The 12,941-nt window shown below is 33.0% G+C and carries 10 protein-coding genes and 2 tRNA genes; 8 read left to right on the forward strand and 4 right to left on the reverse strand.

What is annotated here, in order from left to right; translation table 11 throughout:
• The first annotated feature begins 99 nt into the window (after positions 1-99).
• Positions 100-807, forward strand: coding sequence for a dipeptidase PepE (pepE, locus tag AAYQ05_RS09790; protein ID WP_343543002.1), 708 nt, complete (start codon positions 100-102; stop codon positions 805-807).
• 133 nt (positions 808-940) lie between these two features.
• Here pepE and AAYQ05_RS09795 read toward each other — a convergent pair.
• Positions 941-1,013 (reverse strand) — tRNA-Gly (locus AAYQ05_RS09795).
• 94 nt (positions 1,014-1,107) lie between these two features.
• A tRNA-Gly gene (locus AAYQ05_RS09800) sits at positions 1,108-1,180 on the reverse strand.
• A gap of 136 nt (positions 1,181-1,316) precedes the next feature.
• Here AAYQ05_RS09800 and AAYQ05_RS09805 point away from each other — a divergent pair.
• Both AAYQ05_RS09805 and AAYQ05_RS09810 read left to right on the forward strand, forming a co-directional pair.
• Positions 1,317-1,754, forward strand: coding sequence for a GNAT family N-acetyltransferase (locus AAYQ05_RS09805; protein ID WP_343543004.1), 438 nt, complete (start codon positions 1,317-1,319; stop codon positions 1,752-1,754).
• Position 1,755: 1 nt separating this feature from the next.
• Complete coding sequence (locus AAYQ05_RS09810; protein ID WP_343543005.1) at positions 1,756-3,339, forward strand: L,D-transpeptidase family protein; 1,584 nt, start codon at positions 1,756-1,758, stop codon at positions 3,337-3,339.
• Here AAYQ05_RS09810 and AAYQ05_RS09815 read toward each other — a convergent pair.
• A complete protein-coding gene (locus tag AAYQ05_RS09815; RefSeq protein WP_343543006.1) occupies positions 3,328-4,053 on the reverse strand; it encodes a murein L,D-transpeptidase catalytic domain family protein in 726 nt (241 codons plus the stop codon). The two genes, AAYQ05_RS09810 and AAYQ05_RS09815, sit on opposite strands and share 12 nt — an antisense overlap.
• A 503-nt stretch (positions 4,054-4,556) precedes the next feature.
• Between AAYQ05_RS09815 and gpmI the strand changes: the two genes are divergently transcribed.
• On the forward strand, positions 4,557-6,074 hold the full coding sequence (gene gpmI, locus AAYQ05_RS09820) for a 2,3-bisphosphoglycerate-independent phosphoglycerate mutase (RefSeq protein ID WP_177210842.1): 1,518 nt from the start codon (positions 4,557-4,559) through the stop codon (positions 6,072-6,074).
• Between the two features lie 196 nt (positions 6,075-6,270).
• On the opposite strand, the gene AAYQ05_RS09825 is transcribed toward gpmI, so the two are convergent.
• Positions 6,271-7,524, reverse strand: a complete 1,254-nt coding sequence (locus AAYQ05_RS09825) for a DUF445 domain-containing protein (protein ID WP_343543007.1) — start codon at positions 7,522-7,524, stop codon at positions 6,271-6,273.
• A 217-nt stretch (positions 7,525-7,741) separates the two neighbouring features.
• Here AAYQ05_RS09825 and map point away from each other — a divergent pair, with 217 nt between their 5' ends.
• From map to AAYQ05_RS09845, 4 genes are all read left to right on the forward strand, one after another.
• Complete coding sequence (gene map / locus AAYQ05_RS09830; RefSeq protein WP_343543008.1) at positions 7,742-8,560, forward strand: type I methionyl aminopeptidase; 819 nt, start codon at positions 7,742-7,744, stop codon at positions 8,558-8,560.
• A gap of 69 nt (positions 8,561-8,629) precedes the next feature.
• The gene (locus AAYQ05_RS09835; protein ID WP_343543010.1) at positions 8,630-9,034 is read left to right on the forward strand and encodes a GxxExxY protein; all 405 of its coding nucleotides are present in this window, start codon (positions 8,630-8,632) and stop codon (positions 9,032-9,034) included.
• Between the two features lie 41 nt (positions 9,035-9,075).
• Entirely contained in the window at positions 9,076-9,849 is a 774-nt protein-coding gene (locus AAYQ05_RS09840) for a class I SAM-dependent methyltransferase (RefSeq protein WP_111376726.1), read from the forward strand.
• A 111-nt stretch (positions 9,850-9,960) separates the two neighbouring features.
• A complete protein-coding gene (locus tag AAYQ05_RS09845) occupies positions 9,961-12,867 on the forward strand; it encodes a DEAD/DEAH box helicase (RefSeq protein ID WP_343543014.1) in 2,907 nt (968 codons plus the stop codon).
• Positions 12,868-12,941 lie beyond the last annotated feature (74 nt).

The following is a 12,941-nucleotide window of genomic DNA, read 5'->3' on the forward strand; positions in this document are numbered from 1 at the left end:
TTAATGACTTGGTAAAAATTTGTTAATTAAAACATTAAAAATTCACACAAAAACAGAGATTTTAATATCTTTAACAAACAAATTTTGAGTCTAAAAATCATGAAAAGCATTATCATTGCAAGCACTTCTACTTTACACGGAGGCAACTATTTAGAATATATTTTACCCACTTTAAAAACACATTTTAAAAATTGTAAAACAATCTTATTTATTCCCTATGCGCGTCCTGGCGGTATTTCGCATGATGAGTACACAAAAAAAGCAGCAGAAGCTTTTAATACAATCAATATCAATGTTAAAGGAATTCATGAATTTGAAAATCCACAAGACGCTGTAAAAAATGCGGAAGGAATCTTCACGGGCGGAGGAAACACTTTTTTATTAGTTACTCAACTTTATAAAAACAACATCATGCAGCTACTATCTGAAACTGTAAAAAGTGGCACTCCTTACCTAGGTTCCAGCGCAGGAAGCAATATCTGCGGCTTATCAATGCAGACTACTAATGATATGCCTATTATTTACCCTCCAAGTTTTCAGACATTGGGATTAATTCCGTTTAACTTAAATCCACATTATCTTAATGCCGATTTACAATCTAAACACATGGGAGAGACTCGCGAAACAAGAATTAAAGAATTTCATGCATTTAATTCGATTCCTGTTTTAGGTTTAAGAGAAGGAAGCTGGCTAGAAGTAAAAGGTGAAAAAATCACTTTAAAAGGAGATTTGTCTGCCCGTTTGTTCAAACAAAACCAAGAAGCGCAAGAATTAGAACCAGAAAGCGACTTAAGCAATCTGAAATAATTTTAAAACCATATAAGTCATATAAGTTTATTAAAACCTAAGCTCAAAAACTTACCTCAACTTAAATCACTTATATGGTTTTAAAAAGAATAGAAAACAAAAAAGCCTCAAACAATGTTTGAGGCTTTTGAAGAGCGAAAGACGAGGCTCGAACTCGCGACAACCAGCTTGGAAGGCTGGAGCTCTACCAACTGAGCTACTTTCGCATTAATCGGGTGCAAACTTAAAAAATTTAATTTTTAAAACAAAATAAAAATCAAAAAATTTATTTTCACATAAGTAAAACGTGTTTACTTTTAGAGCGAAAGACGAGGCTCGAACTCGCGACAACCAGCTTGGAAGGCTGGAGCTCTACCAACTGAGCTACTTTCGCATTGGTTGTGCAAATATAGAAAGAAAGTTCAGTTCAAAACAAGCTTTTGAGCAAAAAAAATCAATAAAAATCAACATTTTTTTATAACTTATTTAAAATTAAAAAGTTATAAATTCAATATTTTTTTCAAAAAATCATGATTACAATCAGAGAAATTCCATCAAATGAAACTTATACCGTTCGTCAACCTGTTTTAAGAAAAGGAAACCCCATAGAAAGTTGCGTCTTTGAAGGCGATGATTTAGAATCAACACATCATTTTGGTCTATTTGAAGATAAAAATTTAACAGGAATTATTTCGTTATTTGAAAAAATCAATCCTATATTTGCCGCTCAAAATCAAGCTCAAATTCGAGGGATGGCTGTTTTAGAAACGCATCAGAAAAAAGGATTCGGAGAGGCTTTGGTAAGACATTGTGAAGCTTATTGCACCGAAAGCCAAGTAGAATTAATTTGGTTCAATGCCAGAACTGCCGCTGTCGGATTTTATCAAAAAATGCACTATCAACCACTAGGCGAAGCATTTGACATAAAAGATGTTGGCGAACATTATTTGATGTTTAAAAAATTATAAAATGAAAATATTTTACTCTTTAGTAGTAATCTGCCTTTTAGTGGGCTGCAAAAAAGAAAGCCCAGAACCCGCTCCTATTATCAAAAAAAAGGCGCCGGCAATTATACTTACTGATGAGAGAACTGTCTTAATAGACACCGCATTAATAGGAACTTTTAAAAACGAAACCTTAAAGCAATTTTACATTGCATCTGAAAATCAAACTGTATGGGGGAATCTTCAAAAAAGGACTTTTGTTTTGGCTCAATTAGAAAAATCAGAAGAATTAGGTTTAGAACCAGAAGATTACAAAATATCTCAGCTGAAAAAATTCGAAAGTAAAATCACTTCGCTAAATGATAAAGATTTAGCTACGTATGATATTTTGCTGACTTTTAATTTCGAAAAATATCTTAATCATATATATAAAGGAAAACTAGATCCTAAAAAACTTTATACTAATTGGGATTTGGACGAGAAGGAATTTGACGTAAATTCTATTTTAATTAAAGGTTTCAACAAAAACAAATTAGATAGCATTGTTGAAAATATTCAGCCTAAAACACAAACATATAAAGAGCTATTAAAAGCATTGGAAATCATCAATACTTTTCCAGATGATAATGTAAAAACTATTGAGTCTGTTGATAAAATTGTTTTAAATGATACTAATCCTGCTTTAATAAATATTAAAAAAAGACTTTTGTATTGGAATGATATGTCTGGAAAAGATAGTCTGACACAGATTTACAATCAGAAAACTTTTGAAGCCGTTAAAAGATTTCAGGAAAGACACGGTTTGGCTTCGGATGGAGTTATTGGAGTAGGAACCATTCGTGCCTTAAACTATTCAAAAGAAAGCAGAAAAAAACAGATAATTGCTAATTTGGAGCGTTGGAGATGGTATCCGTCAGAATTGGCTGAAAACTATTTCATAATTAACATTCCTGATTATAGCCTGAATGTTGTCGAAAATCAAGACACAACTTTAGTTAGAAATGTTGTTGTTGGAACCAGTAAAAGAAGAACACCTATAATTACTTCTTTCTTGAAAACTGTTGTTTTTAATCCGACTTGGACTGTTCCTCCGACAATCTTGAAAGAAGATGTAGTTCCAGCAATGAAAAGAAACAGAAATTATCTCGCTAATAAAAATATTACGATTTATGATACTTCTGGAAATGTAGTAAATCCGATGTCATGGAATGAAAACAAGCCAAACAATTATCGTTATGTACAAAGTCCTGGCTATGATAATTCATTAGGATTGATGAAAATTTTATTTCCAAATCACCATAGCGTTTATCTGCACGACACGAATCATCGTAATATTTTTGGACGAAACAACCGCTCTATGAGTTCTGGATGCGTACGCGTTGAAAATCCGATAGAACTTGCACAACACATTTTAGATGTTGACGGAAACTGGCCTCAAGACAGAATTGACACCATTATTGCCAGCAAAAAAACCATGAGCTTCAAAATCACTAAAAAATACGCTCTTTACCAATGGTATTGGACAGCATGGAGCAAAAAAAATCAGCTCCTTTTTAGAGCTGATATTTATGATTTAGATTCGGATTTATATGCGCAATTAAGAAATTAGCCTCTCCTCCATCGCGAAACTTCTCGATGGATGATAGATATATAAACACGATTTGTCTTTTATTAATTGAATAATTTCGTTTGTCAATTCAACTGGAACCGCTGGACAGCCTTGGCTTCTACCTAATCTTTTATGGTTTCTAATAAAAGATTCAGACACATAATCTGCACCGTGCATTACAACGCCTCTCTCGCGAGCATTGTCATTAACACCATCTTCTAAACCATCTAAACGCAAAGAGGCACCATGTTTTCCTTGGTAAATTTCACCAGTTGCATAAAACCCTAAACTGCTTTTAAATGACGAATTAAGATTTGAAAATGTTGAAGCAAATTCTTCTCCCGTATTTCTTCCGTGAGCAACAAGCGAATTAAACAAAATGGTATTGCTAGCTAAATCAATCACCCACAAACGTTTTGTGTTTGATGACAAACTGAAATCGATCAGTGTTAAGATATCTTTCTTAATTACTCCTCTTTCTTTCAACAAATAAAATCCTTTTAAAGCTTCCGAGAAAGTTTTAAGTTCAGGCATTTTAAAGTTGTTAGAATTTAATGAATTATAAACGCTCTCGATTTTAGAATCTACTGTGACTTTTTCGACTTTGGCAATCGCTTTTACAGTGGCATTTTTTTTAAGGTCTGGTGTGCTTTTTGAATCTTTTCCAAAAGACAATAGCAAAAACACAAATAACGGATAAATTTTGTAAATCATTGAATTTCTTTAGGTTAAACAAAAATTTGGGTATCGCAAAAATATAAAAAAATCATACCGCGCAAAATACAAGCCTGATTTTCAGGTGTTTTTTGTTTAAATTTTAACATTAAACCGTATTTCTGTAAGATTTTATCTTACACTCAAAAAGGCAACATTTCATCCATTTTCTTTAAAAAAAAATGAAAGATTTGAATTCAAAACATATAATTCCACTAATTTTGAAGAAGTTATTGAGAAGATTTCGAGCATAATTTTCAGATTATTAAACAATGATGCTTTAAAACAAGCCTTTTCTACCAGCATCAAAATACTTTATTGACTATAATGCTGTCAAAAACAAAGTCCAAAAAAGAGCTTAGCGTGAATTAATTTTAAAAAATAAAGGCTTCTTCAATTAAATCAATATTTTTTTTTATAGTTCATTTTATTAAACATAAATGTAACATAGCTCAGTTTTCAAACTTTAGAAATGCCTTATATTTGTAGAAAACAAAAATGCAATGAACAAAAAAGTTATCCTTATGATTTTAGATGGTTGGGGAAAATCTCCTGACCCTAAAGTATCTGCAATAGACAATGCAAATGTTCCTTTTATAAACAGTCTATACAAAAATTACCCAAGTGCACAACTTAGAACTGACGGGTTAAATGTTGGTCTTCCAGAAGGACAAATGGGAAATAGTGAGGTTGGACACATGAATCTAGGTGCAGGAAGAATTGTATACCAAGATTTAGCCAAAATAAATTTAGCTGTAGAGCACAAAACTTTAGCAAAAGAGCAAGTTTTAATTGATGCTTTTAATTATGCTAAAGACAATAATAAAAAAGTACACTTTTTAGGATTAGTTTCAGATGGTGGTGTTCACTCACATACTTCACACCTTCGCGGATTAATCGATGCGTCTCAAGAATATGGTTTAGATCAGGTATATGTTCACGCTTTTACAGACGGACGTGACGTTGACCCAAAATCTGGTGCAAAATACATTCACGATCTTGAAGATTATATTAAAGATACTCCCGTAAAAATTGCTTCGATTGTTGGCCGTTACTATGCAATGGATCGTGACAAACGTTGGGAGCGTGTAAAATTGGCTTATGATCTTCTTGTTAACGGCGTTGGAACTCCATCAACAAATGCTGTTGCAAGTGTTCTTGCAAGCTACGAAAAAGACGTAACAGACGAATTTATCGAGCCTGTTGTTATTGTTGATGATAACGCAAAACCTCTTGCTACAATTGTTGAAGGCGATGTTGTAATCTTCTTTAACTTTAGAACAGACAGAGGACGTGAACTTACTGAAGCGCTTTCTCAGCAAGATTTTCATGAGCAAAACATGCACAAATTAAACTTATATTATGTTACATTGACAAACTACGACGAAACATACCAAAACGTAAAAGTAGTTTACAATAAAGATAATATCACTGAAACACTTGGTGAAGTTTTAGAAAAAGCTGGCAAAAAACAAATCAGAATTGCTGAAACTGAGAAATATCCTCACGTAACTTTCTTCTTCTCTGGTGGTAGAGAAACTCCTTTTGAAGGTGAAGAGAGAATCTTAAGAAACTCTCCAAAAGTAGCAACTTATGATTTAAAACCAGAAATGAGCGCTTACGAGTTGGCAGATGCTCTTGTTCCTGAATTGAACAAAGGTGAAGTTGATTTCGTTTGTTTAAACTTTGCAAACGGAGATATGGTTGGTCATACCGGAATTATGGAAGCTGCAATTAAAGCTTGTGAAGCTGTTGACGCTTGCGCGAAAAAAGTAATCGAAGCCGCTCTTGCAAATGATTATACGACAATCGTAATTGCCGATCACGGAAACTGCGAAACTATGATTAATCCTGATGGATCTCCAAATACAGCTCATACTACAAATCCAGTGCCGATTATTTTAGTAGACAAAGAATTGAAAAATATCCAAAATGGTGTTTTAGGCGACATCGCTCCAACTATTTTAGAATTAATGGGAATTCAGCAGCCAAACGCAATGACTTGTCATTCGCTTTTGTAGAAAAATATTTTCTCCTATATAAAAAGAGGCTAATTTTTTAATTAGCCTCTTTTTTATTTTTGCGTATTTTTTGTCATTTCGACGAAGGAGAAATCTCCCTGAGAAGCTCGACAAAGATTGGCTTTTCTTTACGGAGTTACTTGTGGAGATTTCTCCTTCGTCGAAATGACAAAACTGCGTGCACTTCTAGATAATCTTAAACCATAAAATAATGATAAATCTGCTCTACCCCATAAATCACAAGACCAATAACACCACCAACCAAAGTTCCGTTAATTCTGATATATTGAAGATCTTTTCCAATTTCCAATTCTAGTTTTTCAGAAACCTCTTTTCCGTCCCAACTTTTTACGGTTGACGAAATCAAATCCCCTATTACTTTTTTGTTATTCAAAAGCATCGATAGCAAATCGTTTTTAATAAAACCGTTTATTTTGTCAATCATAACTGGATCTTCTTTAATTCCGTTTCCGAAAGTCTGGATTAAATTTGAAATGCTATTTTTTATTGAAGAATTATCACCTTTATTTAAATCGCTTGTAATGGACAATTTAATTTCATCCCAAATGCTATTAATATAATCTTGAACCTCTTTTTTCCCAACAAAACCCAAAATCATATCGTTGATTTTGGTTCTCATTTCTTCTGAGTTTTTTACTTTTTCTAAGAAATTAAAAATGTATTCGTCTATTTTTACGCGTACTGCGCTTTCAGGTTTTTTAGCTTCATTTAGAAAATCTTGCAAACCATTAAAAACACCTTCTGTGATGCTTTTATCAGCCAATCCGAAACTTAAAAGCGGGGTTGAAGCTTTTACTTTTTGCCTAATTAAATCCTTATTGTTAGTCAATTCAATACTCATTACTTCTAAAAGATTTGTCAGCATCTGATTTTTTAAATTTCCTTTTTGCAAAGGTTCTAATGCCAGCGCTACCCAATCGCCAAAATTAATTCCTTCTATTTTTTCCTTAAACTGAACCTGAATAAACCTTCTGACATCTTCATCTTTTATAGTCCTTAAAACTCCTGGAATAATATTTACAGCAACCGCATTGGCAATTTTATTGGCGTTTTCTTGTTTCGAAAGCCACTCTGAAGCTTTGGTGGCAAAATTGAATTCGTCAAGTTTTATTTCCAATTTTTCTCGGTCTAAAAACTCCTCAGAAACAAAATCCCCTAAGTTCTCTCCTATTTCATTTTTCTTGGTCGGAATAATTGCCGTATGCCAAATCGGAATTCCCATAGGGTGACGAAAAAGCGCCACAACAGCAAACCAATCGGCGATTCCTCCAACCATAGCCGCCTCACTAAAAGCTTGAAGTATTGGAATTTTGAAGTAAATAGCAATTACAAACAACAGCACGGCAACCCCCAAAAGCCCCAAAGCATTTTGCTTCATTTTCTTGAGAGCTTTTACTTTGGCAATATCTCGATCTATAATAGTTTCCATAATTATAAACATTTGTACTACTAATTTATGGCTTTTTTCTGAAAAGGTTTAACTCTATTGATCATTTTGATAGCCACAAATTCATATATTCTTTTAAAATTAACCAATTCATTAGTGCAATACATTTTTAAAAATTTTGTTTTGAGATAATTCGTGAATTCGTGGCGAAAAATTTTAATTAAAAGTTGTATTTTTGCCAACTGAAAATGGAAAAAATATGATTATCCAAAAAACTAGAGAGGAAATCGAATTAATGCGCGAAAGTGCTTTAATCGTGTCGAAAACATTAGGAATGATTGCTTCTGAAATTAAAGAAGGAGTTACTACATTATATCTTGACAAATTAGCCGAAGAATTTATTCGTGATCACGGTGCAGTTCCAAGTTTCCTTGGATTGTATGATTTCCCGAATTCACTTTGTATGAGTCCAAATGCTCAGGTTGTTCACGGTATTCCTAATAATACACCTCTTAAAAGCGGTGATGTAATTTCGGTTGACTGTGGGGCTTTTAAAAATGGTTTTCATGGAGACCATGCTTACAGTTTCGAAATTGGAGAAGTTGCACCTGAAGTTAAAAAACTTTTACGCGTAACTAAAGAATCTCTTTACGTTGGAATTAGAGAATTTAAAGCTGGAAATCGCGTTGAAGATGTGGGAAATGCGATTCAAAAATACACTGAAGCTCATGGTTACGGAGTAGTTCGTGAATTGGTTGGACATGGTGTTGGGCAAAAAATGCACGAAGAACCAGAAATGCCAAATTACGGAAAACGTGGTCGCGGAAAGCTTTTTGTTGAAGGAATGGTTGTAGCAATCGAACCAATGATCAACATGGGAACTAGAAACATCAAACAACTTAAAGACGGCTGGACTATCTTGACTGCTGACGGAAAACCTAGCGCGCATTTCGAGCACGACGTAGCTTTAATTGATGGGAAACCTGAATTATTATCTACTTTCCAATATATCTACAAAGCTTTAGGAATCGAAAGCAACGAAGAAGATGAATTCAGACAAGTTCCGTTAATAGTATAGCTATTACACAGAGATACACAAAGATATACGCCAAGATTCACAAAAAATTATTTATACGCCTTTTTTGAAATGTATGCTGAAAATTTAGTCTCGAAAGATGAACTAGATTCTATTTCATACAAAATTATTGGTTTAGCAATTGAAGTCCACAGACAATTAGGCCCTGGTCTACTAGAATCTGCTTACCAAGAATGTTTGTACTACGAAATAGTAAATTCTGGTTTAATAGTTGAAAAACAAAAAGCTTTACCTATAATTTATAAAGATATAAAATTAGATCACGGATATAGAATCGATTTGTTAATTGAAAACAAAATTGTAATTGAATTAAAGACTGTGGAGGCTTTTACAGATATACATTTTGCACAAATACTAACATATCTTAAACTTGGAAATTATCCTTTAGGATTGCTCATAAACTTTGATTCAAAAATATTAAAAAACAACATAAAAAGATTTATAAACACTCTGTGAAGCTCTGTGTCTTACTTAGTGCAACTCTGTGAAACAACCCCATGAAAAAACTTTTCAAATTAGTTTTAAATACAATCCCGCGTCCAATATTAATTCGTTTGAGTTATGTGGCGCGTCCAATTTTAGCTTTCTCTTTAAAAGGAGATAAATTTACAGATCCAATTGACGGAAAAAGCTTTAAATCGTTTTTGCCTTACGGATACGGAAAACAGCGTAATAATGTGCTTTCACCAAGTACACTTTCTTTAGAGAGACACCGTTTGCTTTGGTTGTATTTAAACGATCAAACTGATTTTTTTACAGCACCGAAAAAAGTATTGCATTTTGCTCCAGAGCAAGCTTTTTATAAAAGATTTCGCAAGCAGAAAAATTTAGATTACACAACAACTGACTTACTTTCGCCATTGGCCGATGTAAAAGCAGATATCTGTAATTTACCCTTCAAAGACAATGAATATGACGTTATTTTATGTAATCACGTTTTAGAGCATATTCCTGACGACACAAAAGCAATGCAGGAATTATTCAGAGTTTTAAAACCAGGCGGAATGGCAATTTTGCAGATTCCTCAGGATTTATCTCGCGAAGTTACTTTTGCCGATGATTCGATTACAGACCAAAAGGAACGCGCTAAAATCTTCGGCCAATACGATCACGTTCGTGTTTACGGACGCGATTATTTCGATAAATTAAGAAGTATTGGATTTATTGTTATCGAAGAAGATTACACTAACAAAATTGCACCAGAATTGGTTGAAAAATACTGTTTAGCAAAAGGCGAGATTATTCCGCTTTGCTTTAAACAGGAAAACTAATTTTTCACCATATAAGTTCATTTAATAAAGAGTTTTCAAAATATCAGATTTGAAAACTCTTTATTTTTTTGCCTAATTCCCAAAATATAAGCCTAACCAAATCCCTAAACCTTGGAACCTACAAAATCATTTCAGTTCTGTTTTGACATCAGTTTGGAAAAAAATCTGAATGCCTATATCCCAACTGCATACATTGTCGAGAATACTAGCGAAATCAAATATTTAGATAAAAAAGCAAGCGCAGATGTACTTGAAAGCTTTGGAGTCACTTTTGAAAATCTTGATTCTAATACAAAAAGAATATTAACCGCTTGTGACTCTTTAAAACCTGAATTTATTTTTAAAAAATTCGGAGCCAAAATTAAATCCGCCAAAACAATTGCTGATTTACAGAAAGATTCAAAAATTGAATTTGCGATTCGCCAACACTTAAAATTCAATTTAAGTTCGTTTTACGATTTAATTGTAAAAGAACAATTTCCTTTGTCTTTAAACCTCGGCCCAGAAAAAGATTTTTATCGTTCAAGAGTCAGCATTGATCCCCTAGATTTTGAACCTCAGATTCAATTTGACAAACATGCCGAAGGAATTACTTATACCCTTTCTTTAAAGGAAAATGAAACCACTTTTTCTCCAATGGACAGCAAAGCAGAAATTCTTTTGGACGAACCGGGCTGGCTTATTATCAATAAAAAATTAGGACAATTAAAAGAGCTAAACTCGAAAAAACTAATGCCTTTTTTAAAGAAAAAGTCAATTGAAATACCTTCAAAATTAGTTGACGATTACTTTAAAAGTTTTATTCCGCAAATCGCAAAGAAAATAGATATTGAAGCTACTGGTTTTGAGATTGAGCTTCGGGACAAAATCCTTTCCTGTACAATTCAGCCTATTCACGATTTCTTTAAAAACTGTTATTATCTTAATCTTTATTTTGATTATAACGGATATTCATTTGATGGAAGCAAAACTAAAAAAACACATTCTTTTGTAGATTTCAGTATTGCTAACGAACCTAAAATAATTCAGTTTAAAAGGAATCCAGACGAAAATTTATATACAGATAAATTAAATGAAATTGGTTTATCAAAAATCAAAAACGAATTATTTGGAATAAATTCAGAAGCCGAAAACACAGATCCTTACGTAAACATTCAACTGATAATTGATCATAAAGAAGAGCTAAAAAGTTTAGGCTTTACCATCGAAAATCTAAAACTGGAAAGCAAAGAAATCATTACAGAAAGCCACACTATTTCTGCTTCAAAAGAAACAACAGGCGATTGGTTTGACATTAAGATAATCATCACGGTTGGAAATTATAAAATCAATTTCAGTGAAATAATTCCGAATATAAAAAGCAAAGAAAGGCTTTTTGCATTGCCTGACGGAAACTACTTTTTGATTCCGCTAGAATGGTTTAGTAAATATGGTTCTTTAGCGAAATTAGCCAAAACAGAAAACGGCGTTTTGCTTTTACGTAAAAGCAATTTTACAGCTTTAGACGGAATTTCGGAAATCGACAATGATTTGGATCGGATTCATCAAGCCGAATTTACAGCTTCAGACTTAATAAAAGCAACTTTAAGACCTTATCAAGTTGATGGTGTAAAATGGCTTTTAGGCCATTTCAATTCCAACATGGGTGCATGTCTGGCCGATGATATGGGACTTGGAAAAACCTTGCAAACATTATCCGTTTTAGTTTCTGTTCAGGAACAATTAGGCTTTACCACTAAAACCACCAATTTTGATTTGTTTGCTAACGAAACCACAATTGAAAGAGAACCACTTAAGGCTTTAATCGTTCTTCCTTCTTCATTGGTTTTTAACTGGTTTAACGAAGCTGGAAAGTTTACGCCTCACTTTTCTAAAATGCAATATGTCGGAAATGATCGAAAAATGTTAGCAAGCAGCATCAATTCAACCGACTTGATTTTCACAAGTTACAGCATCGTTCATCGAGATATTTCTATTTTAGAAAAATACGATTTCCGTTATTTAATTTTAGATGAAAGTCAGTACATCAAAAACAAAAATTCTAAGATTTTTAAAGCCATAAATAAAATAAGTACTGGACATAAAATTGCTTTGAGTGGAACACCAATCGAAAATTCGCTTGACGATTTATGGTCGCAAATGCAATTTATCAATCCGGACATTTTGGGCAGTTATGCTTTCTTTATGGAAAATTTCAAAAATCCGATTGAGAAAAAACAAAATGAAGAAGTTCTCGCTGAATTAAAAAATCTAATCCAACCTTATATTCTAAGAAGAACAAAAGAACAGGTTTTAAAAGATCTTCCTGAATTGACAGAACAGATTTATTATTGCGACATGGATCCTGAACAGGAAAAATTATACGAAAAAGAGAAATCCAAAGCTCGTAATTTCTTGCTTAAAACCGACGGATCGAGTCCAGATAAAATCAATATCATTAATACTTTGATGAAGCTGAGACAGCTGAGTAATCACCCGAAAATGGTTGATCAGGAATCTGAAGTTGATTCGGGAAAATATATTGCCGTAACCAATTATTTAGAAAATTTAGTAAAAGCAAAACAGAAAGTAATCATTTTCAGTTCGTTTGTTACCAACTTAAATTTCTATACTGATTGGTGTAAAGAAAACAAAATAGATTTCTGTGAAATTACAGGCGAAACTCCATCAGACAAAAGAGAACAGCAAGTCAAAATGTTTCAGGAAAAAGAAAATCCATTGCTGTTTTTTATTTCGCTTAAAGCGGGAGGCGTTGGTTTAAATATCACCAAAGCTTCTTACGTTTTATTCTTAGATCCGTGGTGGAATCCTTTTGCGGAAAAACAGGGTATTGGCCGAGCGCATCGAATTGGGCAATTGAATAAAGTAAACGTGATTCGTTTTATCTCGAAAAATACAGTCGAAGAGAAAATCATCAAACTGCAGGAAAACAAAAAACTACTATCAGATTCCCTTTTGGAAGAAAGCTATATTAATGATGAAATTGAAGGTAATTTAGAATATATTTTGGGTTCATAATCGTTAAATCCAATAGAATGGCATCTTTTTCGTTATATAAAATTGTTATATTTACAATCTTACAATGTTTTAAG

Source organism: Flavobacterium movens (genome assembly GCF_039581425.1).
GTDB lineage: Bacteria > Bacteroidota > Bacteroidia > Flavobacteriales > Flavobacteriaceae > Flavobacterium > Flavobacterium luteolum.

Coding starts and splice junctions, on each gene's coding strand:
- AAYQ05_RS09840 (WP_111376726.1), top strand. CDS start 9,076: ATGAAAAAACTTTTCAAATTAGTTTTAAATACAATCCCGCGTCCAATA.
- AAYQ05_RS09815 (WP_343543006.1), bottom strand. CDS start 4,053: ATGATTTACAAAATTTATCCGTTATTTGTGTTTTTGCTATTGTCTTTT.
- AAYQ05_RS09810 (WP_343543005.1), top strand. CDS start 1,756: ATGAAAATATTTTACTCTTTAGTAGTAATCTGCCTTTTAGTGGGCTGC.
- pepE (WP_343543002.1), top strand. CDS start 100: ATGAAAAGCATTATCATTGCAAGCACTTCTACTTTACACGGAGGCAAC.
- AAYQ05_RS09805 (WP_343543004.1), top strand. CDS start 1,317: ATGATTACAATCAGAGAAATTCCATCAAATGAAACTTATACCGTTCGT.
- AAYQ05_RS09825 (WP_343543007.1), bottom strand. CDS start 7,524: ATGGAAACTATTATAGATCGAGATATTGCCAAAGTAAAAGCTCTCAAG.
- gpmI (WP_177210842.1), top strand. CDS start 4,557: ATGAACAAAAAAGTTATCCTTATGATTTTAGATGGTTGGGGAAAATCT.
- map (WP_343543008.1), top strand. CDS start 7,742: ATGATTATCCAAAAAACTAGAGAGGAAATCGAATTAATGCGCGAAAGT.
- AAYQ05_RS09835 (WP_343543010.1), top strand. CDS start 8,630: ATGTATGCTGAAAATTTAGTCTCGAAAGATGAACTAGATTCTATTTCA.